Source organism: Zophobihabitans entericus (assembly GCF_011745665.1).
Lineage (GTDB): Bacteria > Pseudomonadota > Gammaproteobacteria > Enterobacterales > Orbaceae > Zophobihabitans > Zophobihabitans entericus.
The window spans coordinates 1562103-1581752 of the sequence record NZ_CP050253.1 but is presented as its reverse complement, the minus strand read 5'-3'; the positions used below and the strand labels follow the sequence as shown (position 1 = coordinate 1581752).

The following is a 19650-nucleotide window of genomic DNA, read 5'->3' as shown; positions in this document are numbered from 1 at the left end:
CATAAAACCGTGTAAATTTTATTTATTATTTTCTCTGTAATAAATAAAAATATTCCAGCGGCTATCGCCAATACCACATAACACTGTTAAAATAAGCAGCCTTATCGCCTTTCTTAATAATCGCTCAGAGGATCCCTGCTGTGTCTGACAAAACATCATTAAGTTACAAAGACGCTGGTGTTGATATTGATGCTGGTAACGCGTTAGTTGATAGAATCAAAACTGTTGTAAAAGAAACTCGTCGCCCGGAAGTTATTGGTGGTCTTGGTGGATTTGGTGCACTCTGCGCTATCCCACAAAAATATAAAGAACCTATTTTAGTCTCCGGTACTGATGGTGTCGGTACGAAACTACGTCTGGCCATGGATCTTAATCATCACGACTCTATTGGTATCGATCTTGTTGCTATGTGTGTTAATGACTTAATTGTACAAGGCGCCGAACCACTCTTCTTCTTAGATTATTACGCAACAGGTAAACTCAATGTTGACGTTGCCGCAACAGTGGTAACGGGTATTGCTGAAGGTTGTAAACAATCTGGTTGTGCCTTAGTAGGCGGTGAGACTGCTGAAATGCCGGGTATGTATCACGGCAATGATTATGACATTGCTGGCTTTTGTGTTGGAGTCGTAGAGAAATCAAAAATCATTGACGGCAGTAAAGTCAAAGATGGTGACACTTTAATTGCTTTGGCGGCAAGCGGTCCACACTCTAATGGTTACTCTTTAGTCCGTAAAATTTTAGAAGTCAGCAAAACTGACCCGGCAAAAGAGATGCTGGCAGGCAAACCGCTGGCTGAACACTTACTTGCTCCGACTAAAATCTATGTTAAATCAATTTTAAACCTGATTGAAAATGTTGAAGTACACGCCATTGCTCATATTACTGGTGGTGGCTTCTGGGAAAATATTCCACGTGTACTACCAGACAATACTCAGGCTGTGATCGATGAGTCAAGCTGGCAATGGCCGGCAGTATTCAGCTGGTTACAACAGGCTGGTAATGTCAGTCGTCATGAAATGTACCGTACCTTTAACTGTGGTGTGGGTATGATTATCGCACTACCAAAAGATAGTGTTGATAAAGCGATTGCGCTGCTTACTGCTCACGGTGAAAAAGCATGGAAACTGGGTGAAATCAAAGCCTCTGATTCTGCTGAGCGCGTAATCATCAAATAATCTTTTTAGAATAGCGACTCTGGTCGCTATTTTTTATTAATTATTTTCTATCGTTTATCAATTTACGAGTCATATTATAATGAAGAAAATTGTTGTTTTAGTTTCCGGTAGCGGCTCTAATCTACAAGCTATTATAGATAGCTGTCAGTCAAAATTAATCGATGCACAGGTTGCTGCTGTTATCTCAAATAAACCCGATGTTTTTGCTCTTGAACGCGCGAAACAGGCTGAGATTCCTGCTCATGTAATTAATCATAAAGATTTCACGTCGCGTGAAGAGTTTGATGAAGTTGTCGCAAAACAAATTGATCAATATCAGCCAGACTTAGTCGTGTTAGCAGGTTATATGCGTATTTTAACACCTAAGTTTGTACAACATTACACTGGTAAAATGTTGAATATTCACCCATCTCTACTTCCTAAATATCCAGGATTACATACTCATCGCAGAGCAATTGAAGCCGGAGATAGTGAACATGGCACATCAGTACATTTTGTCACAGAAGAACTTGATGGTGGTCCTATCATTTTACAAGCTAAAGTTCCGGTTTTTGCTGATGATAATGAAGAAGATGTTGCCAGTCGGGTACTTGTTCAGGAACACCAAATCTACCCTTTAGTTGTGAAATGGTTTATTGCAGGTCGTTTAATGATGAAAGATGGGCAGGCTTATTTAGATAATGAGCGTTTACCTGCACAGGGCTATTGTAGCGAAGACTAATATTCAGTTTACTCCATAAATCTTTATGAATCAAAACAATAGCAACCAATTTGTGCGGTCGTTGAAATATTTATAAGAACTGGTTGACGACCCTCTAATAATTTGACAATGTAGTATCAGTAGTACACACATTAGCTAGATTATAGGGGGTCAATTATGACTTTAAGCATTACCAGTAAACAAATGGATATTACTCCTGCAATTAGAAGCTACATCGAAGAGAAATTCGCGAAATTGGATAAGTGGAGAGCTCAACTCATTAATCCTCACTTTATTTTGTCCAAAGAACCCAACGGATTTATGATTGATGCAACGATAACAACAAAAGGTTCACCACTGGTCGCCTCTGCGAAACACGATGATATGTACACGGCTATTAACGAACTGGTAGGAAAACTAGAACGTCAATTAAATAAAATTCAACATAAAGGTGAGGCACGCCGAGCCAATGAAAGTATTAAAGGCTATACGCCTGAAGAGTAATACGAAATAATTCTGATAAAAGGCACTGTATAGTGCCTTTATTTTATGTGATACTTATACACTAATCTTACTGCCTTGAGTCTTGTCATTTATGTCTAACAATCCGTTATTACCACTACGTGAAAAAATTACCGCGCTGGATAAGCAATTATTAAATCTGTTGGCAGATCGTCGTAATCTGTCTAAAGAGGTCATTTATACCAAGATAGCAGCTAATTTACCGGTACGGGATATTGCGCGTGAACATGCACTGTTAAAACTGCTGACAGAACAAGGTAAGGCTTATGATCTGGATGAAATCTATATTACTCGTCTGTATCAGCTAATTATTGAAGATTCTGTCCTAATGCAGCAAAAAATTCTGCAAAAGCAGTTAAATCATAATTCAGAAACGACGGCTAAAATTGCCTTTTTAGGCCCTAAAGGTTCTTATTCACATTTAGCAGCTCGCCGTTATGCCAGCATCCACTTTAATCAAATGGTCGAATGTGGTTGCCAAAACTTTACTGATATCTTTCATCAGGTGGAAGAGGGTTTTGTTGATTACGGTATTTTACCGTTGGAAAATAGCAGCTCAGGTTCAATCAATGAAGTTTATGACTTGCTACAAAAAACTAATTTACATATTGTTGCCGAACTAGCATTACCGATTGATCACTGCATTTTAGCTAAAGGTCAGACGGATTTAGATAAGATTGAAACCGTCTATAGTCACCCGCAACCATTCCAGCAATGTAGTAATTTTTTAGCTCAGTACCCTCACTGGAAGATCGTTTATTGCGATAGTACTTCATCAGCGATGGAGACAGTGGCAAAACTTGATAATCCAACTGTTGCCGCCATGGGTAATAAAGATGGTGGTGAGCTGTATGGACTTCAGGTCTTAGCACACAATTTTGCTAATCAGAAAGAAAATATCACACGCTTTATTGTCCTGTCCCGTAAGCCGATTGAGGTTTCAGGCCAAATCCCGGCTAAAACCACCATTTTGATGAAAACCGGTCAGCAATCCGGTGCGCTGGTTGATGCTTTACTGGTTCTGCGTAAACATAATATTGCCATGACCAAGTTAGAATCCAGACCAATTCACGGAAATCCTTGGGAAGAGATGTTCTACATCGATTTACAGGGTAATCTTGGTACAATGGATATGCAACAGGCACTAAAAGAGTTATCATCCATCACCTTATTTATGAAAGTACTGGGCTGTTATCCGAGCGATAACTTATTACCGGTGGCCTGATATTAAATAGATTATTTGGTTTGGCTTCGGACAGAATAAAGATCCCTTGTATTTAAGCGCTTAATGTTTTGCCGAAGCTAAATAGTATTAATAAGTAACAGAAAACATAGAGTTATTATTGTGTCAGAAAGATTTAGTCACTTTTCCGAGTCAGTCCTGAACTGGTATGAGCTGTACGGACGTAAAACCCTACCCTGGCAGCAGGAAAAAAGCCCTTATCACGTTTGGTTGTCTGAGGTGATGTTACAACAAACTCAGGTTGCAACAGTGATCCCCTATTTTCAAAAATTTATTGAGCGCTTTCCAACCATTTCAGATTTAGCCGCAGCACCTATTGATGATGTGCTACATCTCTGGACCGGACTTGGTTATTATGCTCGTGCTCGCAATCTGCATAAAGCTGCTCAACATGTAGCTGGGCATTTTCACGGAACATTTCCAACTACTTTTGATGATGTCGCTGGTTTATCTGGTGTCGGGCGTTCAACCGCTGGTGCAATTTTGTCTCTCTCACAAAACCAACATTTTGCTATTTTGGATGGTAACGTAAAGCGTGTACTAGCCAGACACTATGCAGTTGAAGGATGGCCGGGACAAAAGGCAGTCGAAAATAAATTATGGACTCTTAGTGAATCAGTTACTCCGGCTAAAGGTGTGGCACAGTTTAATCAAGCAATGATGGATATTGGTGCACTGATCTGTACTCGTTCTAAACCTAAATGTACACTTTGCCCGGTTAACCGTGACTGTGAGGCTTATGCGACCAATAGCTGGCAAAAATATCCGACGAAAAAACCAAAGAAAGAGATCCCGGAAAAAACCGCTTATTTTCTAATTCTGCAGGATAAGCAAACTATCTGGCTGGAACAAAGACCACCGACAGGAATCTGGGGTGGACTTTACTGCTTCCCACAATTTAAGACAGAAAGTGATTTACAGGAATGGCTGCACAAACAAGGGATTAAAACAGAAAAACCAGAGCAGCTGATCTCTTTTCGCCATACCTTTAGCCACTTTCATCTGGATATTGTACCAATTTATTGTAAGATAACTCATCGCACCAGCTTCCGGGAAGAACAAGCCGGCTGTTGGTATAACCTGAATGAGCCCCAGACAGTAGGTCTGGCAACGCCGGTTGATAACTTATTGAAACAATTATCTAAGTCGAAAGAGATATAAAGTAAGGAATACATTATGAGCAGAATAATTTTTTGTCACTATCTAAAGAAGGATGCTGAAGGCTTAGATTTTCAACTTTATCCGGGAGAAATTGGCAAGCGAATTTACAATGAGATCTCAAAGCAGGCCTGGTCGGAGTGGATGAAAAAACAGACCATGTTCATCAATGAAAACAAACTAAATATGATGAACCCGGAGCACCGGAAGCAGATAGAAGAAGCGATGATTAAGTTCCTGTTTGAAGGTGAAGCTGTCGATATCCATGGCTATACGCCACCAAAACAGCTATAATGCGCACTTCTTAAACTTTTTTAAACCTATGATGAATAAAACGAAAATCATTGTCCTTTCGCTAATTACCTTTATTTTAGCGGCTTGTTCTACGTCTTCAAACAGACAAGGACCGGTAGATTACACTAAAGACACCAATGCTTTTAACATTTTAATTAGTCAATTCGCTGACAACATCCAGGACATCTGGGGACGTCAGGAAGTCCTTATTCCGGGCCCTAAAGACTATGTTCATTATAGTGACAACTTACAAACTCGTGTGCATATCAACTTTGTTTCTGGTCGTATCACGATTGAAACACTTTCTCACGACCCATTAACTGAACTGACCAGCGCTATCGTTTCAACACTCCTTATGTCTGAACCGGACGATATGCTTAAAGATGATTCAAAGACTATCGACCCAAGCAAAGAGCCGTTCTTGTATAATCAGGTGGTTGATGAAACCGGGCAACCAATTCGCTGGGAATGGCGAGCTAACCACTTTGCCAGCTACTTAGTTAATAATCAGCTAAAGTCCCGTTTAGCTGATGACAAACAAATCTCATTTGTGACGATTAATTTAGTCGCCAACCACGTCGATCAACGTGCGCATAAATTCTTACCGCTGGTGAAAAATACGGCTAATCGTTACGACCTGGATGAGTCACTCATTCTAGCCATTATGCAGGTTGAATCTAACTACAACCCATTTGCTGTCAGCCGTTCTGATGCCATTGGTTTGATGCAGGTACAACAACATACTGCAGGCCGTGATTTATATCAAAACTGGGGGATGAAAGGTGAACCAACCCGCTCTTACCTGCTTGACCCAAAAAATAACGTCAATATGGGTGGTGCTTATCTGGCTTTAATCCGGGATCGTTATTTAGTCGGCATTAAGAATCCACTATCAATGAAATACGCAATGATTACTGCTTATAATGGTGGTGCTGGAAGTGTACTGACAACGTTCTCTGCAGATCGTAAAAAAGCGGTTGATGTGATTAACTCAATGACACCAGAACAAGTGTTTAAAACTCTGACCTCAAAACATGCTTCTCAGGAATCACGTAATTATTTAATTAAAGTAACGAACTTACTGAGAAAGTAAGTTCGTTATCACTGTTTTAGTTACTGCCAGAGTTAATTACTACGGGCAAATGCTGCCGCTTCATCAATAAGTTTTGCATCAGGTCGGATACCGGTATATAACACAAATTGTTCCAGTGCCTGAATGGCAATGACTTCTGCTCCGGTAATTACTTTCTTATTCAGAGATTTTGCCAGTTTAATCATTGGTGTTTCAACCGGCAAAGCAACCACATCAAAAACAATTTTAGCCTGTTTAATCCATAGTTCAGGAAAAGCCAAATCATGTTCCTCCGCCCCGCCAGCCATGCCAACCGGGGTGACATTAATAATCATTTGTACTTTAGATAAATCATACTCTTCTTCACTGGCGATCCACTGGTAGTTATAAAGTTTTGCCAGTTCAGTCCCCTTATCTTTATTACGCGCTAAAATTGTACCGTGTTTAAAACCTGCATCAAATAGCGCACCGGCAACTGCTTTTGCCATTCCCCCACTACCTTTCAATACAAAATGAGTATCTGGGTTGATTTGATTGCTTTTAATTAAATTAGCAATCGCGATATAGTCCGTATTATAGGCTTTCAGATAACCATCTGTATTAACGATAGTATTCACTGATTGAATGGCACTGGCTGAAATATCCAGTTCATCAAGATAAGGAATGCAGTCTTCTTTAAATGGCATAGACACAGCACAGCCCCGAATACCAAGCGCACGTACACCACCAATTGCTGCTTTTAAGTCTTTGGTCGTAAATGCTTTATAGATAAAGTTTAAATTGAGTTTTTGGTAGAGATAGTTGTGAAAACGTGTACCAAAATTACCCGGTCTGCCGGATAAAGACATACAAAGTTGAGTATCTTTATTAATCATTTGATTCATCCTTAATTCATGATAGTAACGGCGATAATCATACCAATAACTCATCCGGTTTTATACCCGTTATCGCCAGATTTATTTTGTGTGTTTCCTATTCCAGATATAGCTATCTTCTGTCATTTGATCTGATGTCGGGTAATATTTACAAGTTTTATCTCTGATCATAGACCTTAACTATAAGCAATTTTATGTATTTACCTAATACTTATTTAAATAGTTAAATAAAATCAATAAGTTAATTTTACAAATTATTGATTTTATTGAAGTTTTACTTTAATCAACTTATTCACTATAATTTGACGCTAAATTTAAGTCCCTTACTCAATTTGCAGTACTAAACAGAATGACAAATTCATTAACTGACGAAAATTATCAGCAGCAGTTTCAACACAAGATTAAAACGCTTACAAAGCTAATGGCTGAGTTTAATCCACCAGCAGTACAGGCGTTTACGTCACCAATTAAGCACTACAGAATGCGAGCTGAATTTCGCATCTGGCATGATGGCGATCATATTTGTCATATTATGTTTGATCAGCTAACACGCAGACGTATTGAAGTGACGCAGTTTCCGATTGCTTCACAACTGATTAATCAGGCGATGATCGCTTTGCTTGCAGCCATTAAACATAATCATCCACTACGCTATAAACTGTTTCAGGTCGATTATCTTTCCACCTTGAGCCAGCAATTAATTATCACTCTGCTCTACCATAAACAGCTGGATGAAGCCTGGGAGCTGGAAGCAAGAAATTTAAAAGATCAGTTGACCGCACAAGGCTTTAATGTACAAATTATTGGTCGGGCTAAAAAACATCAAATCAATCTTGATAATGATTACATTGATGAAGTTCTGTCTGTTGACGGTCACAATATTATTTATCGTCAGGTAGAAAATAGCTTTACTCAGCCTAATGCGCGCGTGAATATTCAGATGTTGGAATGGGCAATTGAGGCAACTAAAAATGCAACAGGCGATCTATTGGAACTGTATTGTGGTAATGGTAATTTCTCTTTAGCACTGGCTAAAAACTTCCGTCAGGTTCTGGCAACAGAGATCGCAAAACCGTCTGTCAGCGCTGCTCAGTATAATATTCAGGTCAATGATATTGATAATGTTAAGATCCTGCGTATGTCAGCAGAAGATTTTACTGAAGCACTAAAAGGTGAACGGGAATTTAATCGTTTAAAAGGAATAGATTTAACCTCTTATGAGTGTAATACCGTACTGGTTGATCCACCACGTGCGGGTCTTGATGACAAAACTCTGACTATGATCCAGAAATATCCAACGATCATTTATATTTCCTGTAATCCATTAACACTAAAAGATAATCTTGCTGTATTAACTGAAACTCATGACATCGTGAAACTGGCAATGTTTGATCAGTTTCCTTATACAGAGCATATGGAATCAGGTGTTGTGTTAGCAAAAAAGAAAAATTAAACATAAAAAAAACCCTAACTAAGAGTTAGGGTGCATCAAATTGCAAGGAATGGATGAAAGGAAATAAAACAATAAAAAACAGAAAGTGGTTACCTTGTGTCTTTCATTAAGTACAATATAAACCTTATTTCCATACTCTGGAATGACATCAAAATGACACTTTTGTCATTTCGTTTTAATCGCTTTTTCAGATATTTTGCTTTACCCTACCAACAGAATTTGTCATTTTACTATTTCGGGCATTTTATCCATCGGTAATAAATTATTACCAAAAAAAAACCCTAACTAAAAGTTAGGGCGCATCAAATTGCAAGGAATGGATGAAAGGAAATAAAAACAACGAAAAAAAAGAACTACTAAAAACTCCGTGCTACACAATATGGATACACTATAACCCTCTCACACCTACGATTAAATGACATGAAAATGACAATTTTGTCATACTTTTCTTATTTGCTATTTATCAACTTTACTTTATGCTATATAACATAAAGTCATGGTTTTACTGTTATTAATTAGGGACGCTTATGAAATTGTTAGTGGTTGAAGATGAGCACAAAACAGGTGAATATTTACGTCAGGGATTAGTTGAATCTGGTTTTGTTGTCGACTTAACACATAACGGGCTTGACGGCTATCACAAAGCTATGACTGAAGAGTACGATCTGATTATTTTAGATGTTATGCTACCGGATATCAGTGGCTGGAAAATTATTGAGTCACTCAGAGAAGCGGGTAAAGATACACAAATTTTACTTTTGTCTGCAATGGGAAGAATTGAAGATAAAGTAAAAGGTTTGAACTTAGGTGCTGATGATTATCTGGTTAAGCCATTTTCTTTTGCTGAGTTACTGGCCAGAATTAAATCATTATTACGTCGTAATAGTCCGCAGGTTAATCTAAATCAGCTAACAATTACTGACCTGGTGATGGATCTTCCAAAGCGTACTGTTACCCGTTCAGGCAAACGTATCGATTTAACCAATAAAGAATTTTTGTTACTGGAATACTTTTTACGCCATCCTGGTGAAGTATTGCCTCGCTCTCTTATTGCTTCACAAGTTTGGGATATGAATTTTGATAGCGATACTAACGTTATTGATGTTGCTATTCGTCGCCTGCGTAATAAAGTGGATCAACCTTTTGAACCCAAGTTGATTCATACTGTTCGCGGTATGGGATATAAACTGGATATTCTGGATGAAGACTAAGTATTACTCTTTATTTTTCTCAATTCGTTTATCTATTTTACTGTGCTGCGTTACCAGCGCATTGCTATTTATTTTAAGTTATATTATCGAGCGTTCTTTTGATAATTATTCTGTACAGCAGAACGTCACCGATGTTAATGCAGTAATTAACTCAATCAATACTGAGTTATTTCTGCACAATCCCCGTACTGAATATGAAGAGTTTGAACAAAATACTTCATTAATTCTTGCTGCTCATAATGGTTTATATGCTTATATCATCGATAAAGATGGTAATACGATCTACCGTACCCGAGGACCTGATTTAGCGTTAGTTCAGCAGCATAACGAATTTAATTACATTATTGAAAACGGTAATACGGCGATCTGGAACTATAACGATCGCTCTTATCGCATAGCTGCCGCCAGAATCTCTAACTACGCTGGTGACGAATATACTGTTATCACTGGTGTTGGTCGTACCTTACAACAAAAGTTTATTCAGCAATTGCGTGATGGTTTACGTATTTTAGTGTTAATCTCTTGTATCACTACATTTATCTGGACGATTTCAACTGTTTATTTAACGCAAAAACCACTCAATCGTTTAAGTAAAAAGATTCAAAGTATTACTTCCCGTCATTTAAGTTATCGAATCCCGACTTCCATTGTACCGGCTAAGTTTATCGGTATTGTGCAGGCGTTTAACGATATGCTGGCACGTATTGATGATGTGTTTCAAAGACAAAGTAATTTTACGGCTGATATCGCACATGAAATGAGAACACCCATCACTAATCTGGTCACTCAAACTCAAATTGCTCTACGTACAGAAAGAACCGTTGAAGAGTATCAGGAGATTCTTTACTCCAATCTGGAAGAATATGAGCGTCTGTCTAAGATGATTACAGATATGTTATTTCTGGCTCAGACTGATAATAAAAAGACCATACCAGAAGCCATCAGTATTGACCTGACAGAAGAGATAAAATCGATCTTTGAATATTTTGAGCCGGTAGCTGAAGAACAAAATGTTTCTTTTGTACTGCAAGGTAATGCGCCAGTGATACAGGGTGATAGAGCAATGCTCTCCCGAGCTATTGGTAATTTATTATCAAATGCCATTCGTTATACGCCATCAGGCGAGAGTATTACCGTATCCTTGTCTCAGGTTGATAAGTACGATATTCAGATAGTCGTTCAAAACCCGGGTAAGAAAATCTCATCAGAACATCTGCCAAAACTGTTTGATCGTTTCTATCGTCCGGATGAGTCAAGAAATCGTAATGATGGCGGTTCTGGTTCGGGCGCAGGTATTGGACTAGCGATTGTAAAATCGATTATTGATATCCATCAGGGAAGTATTTGGGTCGAATCCGATGATGACTCAACCCGCTTTATTATTCATTTGCCAATCAATATGCTAAATAAACGACCAACCAAGAAAAATACTAAACCTCAAAATCACTCATCAGTAAATTAGCTGCTGCAAAGGCTGCTTTTTCACGTAAATCTTCCGGTGTTCTGTCATCACTGGCAATAGCGTTTAACGCTTCCATAACGCAAGATAAGGCATCTTCTACATAACCAATATCATTACTACCAATTTCAGCATATCGCTGTCTGATTAATTCACAATACATATTTCTACCCTATACGTTTTTTGAAAATAAAATAAGCAAAGCTGCTTGTTGCCATCGCAATTAGAAACAGAGGATATAAACTTTTCCAGATAATAGCAAAGGAAACATTTTTTAAATAAATCTCTTTAGTCAGTTCAGTAAAGTGACGCACCGGATTTATCACAGTAATATGCTGTAAAAACTCGGGCATATTTTCTACCGGTGCAATATAACCAGAGAGTAAAATAGCAGGTACTAAAAATACGATAATCCCGATAAAAGCCTGCTGCTGGGTAGAACAGAGTGCTGAAATTAATAATCCAAATCCTATCAAAGACAGACCATAAGCCAGAATACAGAAATAATAGAGTAATAATGAGCCCTGAAATGCAATCTGATAAGCAAAAATACCTACCACTAAAATCACTGTACCTTGTGCTGTAGCCACAATTAATGCAGGAATCGCTTTACCAATAAAAATCTGTAAGGTGGTTAATGGCGAAACCAGTAATTGTTCAAATGTGCCTTGTTCCCGCTCTCTGGCAATAGAAAGTGCTGTAACAATCAACACACCAATTGTCGTAATTAAAGCGACTAGAGAAGGCAAAACAAACCATTTATAATCCAGATTTGGATTAAACCAGTGGCGGATAATCAGCTGATTACTGTCACAATTCCCTTGCAACTGACAGACTGATTCTTGTTGATACTGCATAATCACTTGCTGCACATAATTAGCTGCGATCTGTGCACTGTTAGAATGGCGCCCATCTAAAATTACTTGTACCTGCGGGTTATCCTGCCTGACTAAACGGGCAGTAAAATCGCCCGGAAAGTTCACTGATAACAGAATGTCTCCACGATTAATGGCATTTTCAACCTGCTCAGCTGAATCTAAAAAAAGGATGGTTGAAAATGCCTCCGTTTTAATTAGACGCTGAATAATCTCGTAAGAAGCCTGCCCAGTGTCTTCCCGGTAGACACCAATAGTAGCATTGGTCACATTTAGTGTGGCTGCAAACGGGAAGATGATAACCTGTAAAAATACCGGCATAATTAAAATCATTCGAGTTTGCTTCTCTTTAAACAGCAGCAACAGCTCTTTTTTAACCAATGTTACAATTCGATAAATCCACATAAATCGGGAAAAAATAGGCAACATATTATCGATCCAAATGCAATTTAGTTGTTCTCATCACAAGCGTTAACAAAATCAAAGTAAACACCGCTAAAAAAATGCCATTCGTAATTAATACAGACACGACATCACCTGATAGGAACAGGGTCTGTAGAGAATTCACAAAATAACGCGCCGGAATAATATAAGTTGTCAGGCGAATAATGACCGGCATACTACTAATTTCAAACACAAACCCGGATAACATGACAGCTGGCAGGAATGCCGCATTAATCGCAATCATGGCAGCATTAAACTGATTACGGGTCAGTGTTGAAATGAGCAGTCCCATGCCAAGTACCGTAAATAAAAACAGACTACTGAGAATAAATAATGCAATAAATGAGCCCCGGTATGGCACATGGATAATAAAAATGGAAAATAACAGGCAGATCAACATCGCAAACAGCCCCAGGCCGTAATAAGGTAACAGTTTAGAAAGTAATAATTCCCATTTGGTCATTGGTGTGGAGAGAAGCCCTTCCATTGTGCCCCTTTCCCACTCACGGGCAATCACCAGTGAAGTTAAGATCGAGCAGATAACGGTCATGATGATAGTGATTGCCCCCGGAATAATAAAGTGCCGACTGGTTGCAGCAGCATTAAACCAATAACGCATTTCAACCTCAATGCTACTAGTCAGCTCCTGCCCGGCATCCTGAAGATTTTGTTGCTGCCAGATCCTCCATACGCCTTGCATATACGCTTGTACAAAGTTAGCAATATTGGGCTCACTGCCATCAGTAATCACCTGAATACTGGCCTGATTATCGGTAAATTGTTTACCAAAATCATTAGGGATAATAATGATACTGCGGATATTCCCCATCTTAAGCTGATCATCAAGAACTTCACGATGAGAAGCAACCACCGGATTTAAATAATCTGAGCCTTGTAAAACCTGTACAAAACGCTGCGCCGGCAGACTTTCATCCTGAACAACAACACCCACGTTCAATCGACTGGAGTCCAGATTAATACCATAACTAAAGATAAGCAGTAACAGAACAGGAATCACAATAGCGATCAACATACTACTCGGGTCACGAATGATTTGTTTAGTCTCTTTCACACATAATGCTTGCAAGCGACGAATAGACAGACTCATTTTACCTGCTCCTTATCGTGTGCCAGAACAAGTTCAATAAAGGCATCTTCCATAGTTGGATTGGGTTGTTGCTGTGTCGCGACTTGTTGCTTTAAATCATCCGGAGAACCAAGAGCAATAAGTTTACCCTGATAAACCAGACCAATACGATCACAATACTCTGCTTCATCCATAAAGTGAGTCGTTACCATCACAGTCACACCTTTATCCACTAAACTATTGATATGCATCCAGAATTCACGACGAGTCACCGGATCAACACCCGAAGTTGGCTCATCTAAAAACAACACATCCGGTTTATGCATCAGGGCACAAGCTAAAGCTAAACGCTGCTTAAACCCCAGTGACAGGTAATTAATATCTTTATTTTGAATAGAATGAAAATTAAACGCAGTAAGCATCTCTTCGATACGTTCATTCTGCTCTTTACCAACTAAGCCATAAATACCAGAGAAAAACTGTAGATTTTGCAGGATAGTTAATTTGTCATAGAGCGAGAATTTTTGTGCCATATAACCAAGACGTTGTCTGACTTTAGTCGGGCTTTTAGCCAGACTCATACCAAGTACCAGCGCCTGTCCGGCAGAGATTTTAAGCAACCCGCACATCATTTTAAAGGTAGTTGACTTACCTGCACCATTTGGTCCGAGTAAACCAAAAATTTCACCACGTTTTACCTGAAAGTTAACGTGATTAGTCGCAACAAAGTCACCAAATTGTTTAGTTAGATCTTGTGCCTCAATCACAACCTCATCTTTGCTGCCTTCAATAGGTTGCATAATTTTAGTCAGCACCGATTCTTTGATCTCAACACCACCAAGCAGATCAATAAAAGCATCTTCAAAACGACCAGCAGTAGGAACAACTTTAATATCCTGAATGTTATCAATGGCAACCAGTTTATCTTTAATTGTGTCAAGTGTGACATCAGATTTTAAGATCAGGCGAATATCATTACCCTGAATCACGCCATCACTGATTTCCGGTAACTTTAATGCTTGCTGTAATAATGTGCGATGAGGATAATTAGAAGAGACCAACACTACACGCTCACTCACCTGATGTGTCAGCTGCATCGGTTCTCCATTAAAGAGTAATTTCCCTTCATTCAGCAACAGGATATTTTCACACTGCTCTGCTTCATCTAAATAAGCAGTACTCCAGATGATTAACATACCCTCATGGGCAAGCGTATGCACCATCTTCCAGAGCTCACGACGAGAGATAGGATCAACACCTACTCCCGGTTCATCCAGTAGCAGAACTTTAGGCTGTCCAAGCAACGTACAAGCTACCCCTAATTTTTGTTTCATACCGCCTGACAATTTGCCGGCTAAGCGGTCAGTAAAACGGTGTAAATCAGTAAAATCCAGTAACTGATTAAAAGTTTTTGTTCTTTCTTCACCCTGAATATTTCTTAAATCAGCAAATAAATTTAAGTTTTCAATGACGGTGAGATCTTCATACAAACCAAATTTTTGTGGCATATAGCCCAAAATATCACGCAGTTCACTACGATTTTTAATCGGGTCAAGACCTGCAACATTCAAAGAACCCGCTGAGGCTTCAAGCAATCCTGCCATCATTCTGAGCAGTGTGGTTTTCCCTGCTCCGTCAGGCCCAACAACACCAGTTACACCTCCCGCTTTAATCGTTATCGTTAACGGTTTAAGGGCTTCTACATTATCAAAATGTTTATTAACATCTTGTAATATGATACTAGCTGGTGAAGCTTGTACTGTTTCCATTATTAATTACTCAGCAAACTTGATCGTAACAGGCATTCCCTGACGTAACATATCATCACTATCAGTCACAATAATACGTAAACGATAAACTAAACTGGTTCGTAATACTTCTGTCTCAACCGATTTTGGCGTAAACTCTGCCGTTGGGGAAACAAAACCAATCTGCCCTTTATAAGGTTTATCTGGCTTAGCATCGGTATAAACCAGAACTTCTTGCCCCGGCTTTGCATAAGCCAGATTAACTTCATCGACATAAGCGCGAATCCAGACCGGGCTGGTCAACGAAATACTATAGACGTAACTGCCGGCAGAAAGCAAAGTTCCCGGTTCAACAATACGGGTTAAAATAGTTCCGTTTGCTGGTGAATAGAGCGTGGTATCGCTTAGGTTAAGTTCAGCCTGAGCAAGTTCAGCTGCGGCTAAATCCACATTGGCTTTAGCGGCTTCAATATCTTCTTCACGATTACCATTCAGGTATTGGGTGAGCTTATCTTCCGCTGTCTGTAACGCCGCTTTAGCCTGATCTCGGGCAGCTCTGGTATTGTCTAATTGATCTTTTGAGATAGCCTCTGTTTTTGCCAGAGCAACCTGACGCTGATAGGTACTATCTGCATATTGATAAGCAGCTTTATATTGTTCGACTTGTGCCTTAGCCTGATCGATTTCTTCTGTTCGATAGCCTGAGAGCATTAAGTCTAGTTGAGCTTTGCTGGCAGCTAAGTTAGCAACAGCTTTTGAACGAGCTATTTGATAAGGTGTTAAATCAATTCTAGCAAGTATGTCACCCTCTTTAACGGTATCACCTTCATCAACTAATGACTCAATTAAACGTCCACCCACTCTGAAGCTTGTATTTACAGAACGAATATCAACATTGCCATATAATTTATTAATACCAGATTCTGATTTTGGCCATAACAAATACACTGCAGCAGCAATGACGATTACCACAACAATCATAATGATTTTTTTTATACTAAGACTCATTGCCAGCTCCCTCTTCAATGATTTCAATTTGCGTTAGCACTCTTCCCAGAATATTTTTCAATTGTGTCTTTTCGTCAGCAGAGATAGTAGACCAGGCTTTAGAGACATAATCATATAACGCAGGAGATACTTGATTTAAAAAATCATGTCCTTGCTGAGTGACCACTAAATACTGAGACCGTCTATCTGTAGGATGTTGTATGCGGTCAATCCATTGCCGTTTGACTAAGTCCTCTACAAAGCGTGAAACTTGTACCCGTGAAATATTTAGCATTTCACTCAGTGTAGAAGCCTGAATTCCTTCTTTTCCGGTACTTCTTATTGCTGTAAACAATAAAAAGTGATTATTGGTTATTTTATACTTTTGAAACATATTGTTAAGTCGTATTAGCATTTTATCTTGCGTAAATTGCAATAAACGCGTCAGATAAATCTCATCAAAAGGCATCTCAAATCCTTGTGCCTTATGTCTGTTTAATAATGTTTCAACTAATTGAAATGAATATGACATAATTTTTCTCTCAGTATAATTACATTTGAAATAATAACATTTGTAACTATATAGTAAAGAGATTTGTGCTATTTGTAATGCTCAATATACTGAATCAGTAAAAATGGCTTATCACACAGGACAGTTTCTGTATAATAGTCATCCAGTAAAAATAGATTGATCGATTCTTTGGGATATTGTAGTGAAAGCATTAAAAATCTTGTTGTTTTTATTAAAGTTTTTTGTAGGTTGTGCCTTTATTGGTACAATTACCGTTTTTGCTGCCTATATGTATTATTCCAAAGATCTGCCTGATGTTGCTGAACTAAAAGTGGTTCGCCTGCAAACACCTATGCAAGTACTTAGTGCTGATGGTGAACTGATTGCCTCTTTTGGTGAACATCGTCGTATCCCGCTTAAATATGAAGATATGCCGCAATCGGTAATTAATGCGGTTATTGCTACTGAAGATTCCCGCTTTTATAGTCACTATGGCGTCGATCCTATCGGGATTATGCGTGCCGTCTTTATCGCACTAAAATCAGGTAGTTTGTCACAAGGTGGTAGTACGATTACCCAGCAGGTAGCTAAAAACTTCTTCTTAACACCAGAAAAGAGTATCGGACGTAAAATTCGTGAGATGATTCTGGCAATTCGTATGGAGAAAGAGCTCACCAAAGAAGAGATTATGGCACTCTATCTCAACAAAATTTACTTTGGTTCCCGCTCTTATGGCATTGGTTCAGCGGCAGCTACATTCTTTGGTAAAACAGCCGATCAACTAACATTGAGCGAATCGGCTCTGCTTGCTGGTCTGCCAAATGCGCCATCAGCTTATAACCCAATTTCTTACCCGGAACGAGCGATCTCGCGTCGTAACTGGGTACTGCATCGTATGCTTGATCAAGAGTACATCACGCAGGAACAATATGATGAAGCTATTGCAGAACCACTAAATGTGAGTTATCACGTTCCTAAAGTCGCATTTTCTGCACCTTATGTTGCAGAAATGGCGCGCCAATTCATGTATGAAAAATTTGGTGAGTTTGCTTACAGTGATGGATACAAGGTCTATACCACAATTACTCAAAAAAATCAGGTGGCAGCAACAACCAGCGTTCGTCATCATGTACTTGATTACGATATGCGTCATGGCTACCGAGGACCAGAAAAAGTCTTATGGCAAGAAGGTGATACCGCCTTTACACCAGAACAAATTCAGCAAGCACTTAGTAAATATATGACTTATGGTGGAGGAATGCTCCTGCCAGCAGTCGTGACCAAATCAACAGAGCAAGCTGCTACAGCTGTCCTTTCTAATGGTGAAGCCATTACTATCAATTATGATGGCATGAAATGGGCGCGCTCATTTATCAGTGATAATGCTCAAGGACCAACACCTAAAACAGTCTCGGCTGTGATTAAAGAGGGACAACAAATTTGGGTGCGTCAGGTTGATAAAAACTGGCAACTCTCTCAGATTCCAGCAGTCAACTCAGCGCTTGTGTCAGTTGATTCCAATACTGGTGCAATCACTGCACTGGTTGGTGGTTTTGATTTTAATCTCAGTAAATTTAACCGTGCCACTCAGGCGATTCGTCAAATTGGTTCTAATATTAAACCATTTATTTATACCGCAGCGCTGGATAAAGGCTTAACCATGGCTACCATCTTAAACGATGCGCCAATTCTTAGAACCAGTGCCGGTAGTGAAGCCTGGCGACCTAAAAACTCACCAGCAACTTATGCCGGACCACTGCGTTTACGTGTTGGTTTAGCAACGTCTAAAAACGTAATGATGGTACGTGCCGCACGTGCTATTGGCATTAATTATGCTGCTGATTACTTAGAGCGATTTGGTTTCCCGCGTAGTAATATTTCACGTAATGAGTCACTGGCTTTAGGCTCTGCCTCATTTACCCCATTACAGGTGGCCAGAGGTTACTCAGTTATCGCCAATGGTGGTTATCTGGTTACACCTTATGTGATTGAGCGAATTGAATATTCTGAAGGTGGTGTAATTTATGAACACGTGCCGGAAGTCGCTTGTAGTGATTGTTTACAAGAGCTCGCTTATGCCGAAGAAGATAAACAAAATATCTCTTTAGACCACGTTGAAAACGTAGTGACAACAACGGATGGCGATACACCAGATCAAAATGCATTAACCGCTGATAGTGGCTTTGTATTACCAGAAAATATTCCGTTTGAACGCTTACCAGTTGATGAGAATCAACCAAAACCAGAAACACAGCCAGAGTCACAACAACCTGTTTACGCTCCACATGTTATTAGTAGTGAGCTGGCATTTATCATTAAAGACGCGTTAAAAACGGCGGTATGGGGTGAAAAAGGCAGTAACTGGCTAGGGACAGCATGGCGTAGCCGTAACTTAAATCGTCATGATATTGGTGGTAAAACAGGGACAACTAACTTATCTAAAGATGTCTGGTTCTCCGGTTTTGGTCCGGATATCGTCACAACTGTCTGGATGGGCTTTGATGACCATCGCCGTGAACTTGGACGAGCAAGACAAAATGCCTTTGACGAACGTTCATATATTTCAGCTGAAGGTGGTGCCCGTACAGTAAATCCACTCTGGAATGATTATATGCAAGTTGTGTTAAAAGGTGTGCCTCAAAAAACTGAGATTCAGCCAAATAAAGTGATTTCTGTACTGATCGATCGTAAAACAGGAATGCTTGCTACACCTGATTCCAATAGTATTGAAGAATACTTCATTGAAGGTACTGAACCGACACAGTATTCCTATAAAGAAACAGGAACACAGGTGACAGATGAACAAGGTAACACTTCAGAGTTATTCTAATTA

At 39.3% G+C, this 19650-nt stretch carries 18 protein-coding genes; 11 read left to right on the top strand and 7 right to left on the bottom strand.

Annotation, left to right across the window (positions count from 1 at the left end):
* The first annotated feature begins 140 nt into the window (after nucleotides 1–140).
* The 7 genes from purM (at nucleotide 141) to mltC (ending at nucleotide 6188) form a co-directional block, all read left to right on the top strand.
* Nucleotides 141–1178 (top strand): phosphoribosylformylglycinamidine cyclo-ligase, encoded by a 1038-nt coding sequence (gene purM / locus IPMB12_RS07265; RefSeq protein WP_166916369.1) that lies wholly within the window; start codon nucleotides 141–143, stop codon nucleotides 1176–1178.
* Nucleotides 1179–1257: 79 nt separating this feature from the next.
* Entirely contained in the window at nucleotides 1258–1899 is a 642-nt protein-coding gene (purN, locus tag IPMB12_RS07260) for a phosphoribosylglycinamide formyltransferase (protein ID WP_166916367.1), read from the top strand.
* A gap of 156 nt (nucleotides 1900–2055) precedes the next feature.
* Nucleotides 2056–2382, top strand: coding sequence for a ribosome-associated translation inhibitor RaiA (gene raiA, locus IPMB12_RS07255; RefSeq protein ID WP_166916365.1), 327 nt, complete (start codon nucleotides 2056–2058; stop codon nucleotides 2380–2382).
* 91 nt (nucleotides 2383–2473) lie between these two features.
* Complete coding sequence (pheA, locus tag IPMB12_RS07250; RefSeq protein WP_166916363.1) at nucleotides 2474–3625, top strand: bifunctional chorismate mutase/prephenate dehydratase; 1152 nt, start codon at nucleotides 2474–2476, stop codon at nucleotides 3623–3625.
* Nucleotides 3626–3745: 120 nt separating this feature from the next.
* Nucleotides 3746–4804: an A/G-specific adenine glycosylase gene (mutY, locus tag IPMB12_RS07245; RefSeq protein WP_166916361.1), complete on the top strand. Its 1059-nt coding sequence runs from the start codon at nucleotides 3746–3748 to the stop codon at nucleotides 4802–4804.
* Nucleotides 4805–4819: 15 nt separating this feature from the next.
* Nucleotides 4820–5095: an oxidative damage protection protein gene (locus tag IPMB12_RS07240; RefSeq protein WP_166916358.1), complete on the top strand. Its 276-nt coding sequence runs from the start codon at nucleotides 4820–4822 to the stop codon at nucleotides 5093–5095.
* Between the two features lie 31 nt (nucleotides 5096–5126).
* A complete protein-coding gene (gene mltC / locus IPMB12_RS07235; protein WP_208293583.1) occupies nucleotides 5127–6188 on the top strand; it encodes a membrane-bound lytic murein transglycosylase MltC in 1062 nt (353 codons plus the stop codon).
* A gap of 32 nt (nucleotides 6189–6220) precedes the next feature.
* Here the strand turns inward: mltC and IPMB12_RS07230 are convergent, their stop codons facing one another.
* Nucleotides 6221–7051, bottom strand: coding sequence for a shikimate 5-dehydrogenase (locus IPMB12_RS07230; RefSeq protein WP_166917728.1), 831 nt, complete (start codon nucleotides 7049–7051; stop codon nucleotides 6221–6223).
* Nucleotides 7052–7391: 340 nt separating this feature from the next.
* Here IPMB12_RS07230 and trmA point away from each other — a divergent pair, with 340 nt between their 5' ends.
* From trmA to IPMB12_RS07215, 3 genes are all read left to right on the top strand, one after another.
* Nucleotides 7392–8495, top strand: a complete 1104-nt coding sequence (gene trmA / locus IPMB12_RS07225; protein ID WP_166916356.1) for a tRNA (uridine(54)-C5)-methyltransferase TrmA — start codon at nucleotides 7392–7394, stop codon at nucleotides 8493–8495.
* 527 nt (nucleotides 8496–9022) lie between these two features.
* Nucleotides 9023–9706, top strand: a complete 684-nt coding sequence (locus tag IPMB12_RS07220; RefSeq protein ID WP_166916354.1) for a heavy metal response regulator transcription factor — start codon at nucleotides 9023–9025, stop codon at nucleotides 9704–9706.
* Nucleotides 9696–11168, top strand: coding sequence for a heavy metal sensor histidine kinase (locus IPMB12_RS07215; protein WP_166916352.1), 1473 nt, complete (start codon nucleotides 9696–9698; stop codon nucleotides 11166–11168). Before IPMB12_RS07220 ends, IPMB12_RS07215 begins: the two co-directional genes overlap by 11 nt.
* Here the strand turns inward: IPMB12_RS07215 and IPMB12_RS07210 are convergent.
* Genes IPMB12_RS07210 through IPMB12_RS07185 form a run of 6 tightly spaced genes read right to left on the bottom strand, consistent with a single transcriptional unit; the run spans nucleotide 11137 to nucleotide 16838 of the window.
* A complete protein-coding gene (locus IPMB12_RS07210; protein WP_166916350.1) occupies nucleotides 11137–11328 on the bottom strand; it encodes a YaeP family protein in 192 nt (63 codons plus the stop codon). The genes IPMB12_RS07215 and IPMB12_RS07210 overlap by 32 nt on opposite strands.
* Before the next feature lie 4 nt (nucleotides 11329–11332).
* The gene (locus tag IPMB12_RS07205; RefSeq protein ID WP_166917727.1) at nucleotides 11333–12445 is read right to left on the bottom strand and encodes an ABC transporter permease; all 1113 of its coding nucleotides are present in this window, start codon (nucleotides 12443–12445) and stop codon (nucleotides 11333–11335) included.
* Between the two features lie 25 nt (nucleotides 12446–12470).
* Nucleotides 12471–13592, bottom strand: a complete 1122-nt coding sequence (locus IPMB12_RS07200) for an ABC transporter permease (protein WP_166916348.1) — start codon at nucleotides 13590–13592, stop codon at nucleotides 12471–12473.
* Entirely contained in the window at nucleotides 13589–15340 is a 1752-nt protein-coding gene (locus IPMB12_RS07195) for an ATP-binding cassette domain-containing protein (RefSeq protein ID WP_166916346.1), read from the bottom strand. The genes IPMB12_RS07200 and IPMB12_RS07195 overlap by 4 nt, the downstream gene beginning before the upstream one ends.
* A gap of 6 nt (nucleotides 15341–15346) precedes the next feature.
* The gene (hlyD, locus tag IPMB12_RS07190) at nucleotides 15347–16327 is read right to left on the bottom strand and encodes a secretion protein HlyD (protein WP_166916344.1); all 981 of its coding nucleotides are present in this window, start codon (nucleotides 16325–16327) and stop codon (nucleotides 15347–15349) included.
* Nucleotides 16317–16838: a MarR family transcriptional regulator gene (locus tag IPMB12_RS07185; RefSeq protein WP_166916342.1), complete on the bottom strand. Its 522-nt coding sequence runs from the start codon at nucleotides 16836–16838 to the stop codon at nucleotides 16317–16319. Before IPMB12_RS07185 ends, hlyD begins: the two co-directional genes overlap by 11 nt.
* 181 nt (nucleotides 16839–17019) lie before the next feature.
* On the opposite strand from IPMB12_RS07185, the gene IPMB12_RS07180 reads away from it, so the two are divergent.
* Nucleotides 17020–19647 (top strand): transglycosylase domain-containing protein, encoded by a 2628-nt coding sequence (locus IPMB12_RS07180; protein WP_208293452.1) that lies wholly within the window; start codon nucleotides 17020–17022, stop codon nucleotides 19645–19647.
* Nucleotides 19648–19650: the final 3 nt, after the last annotated feature.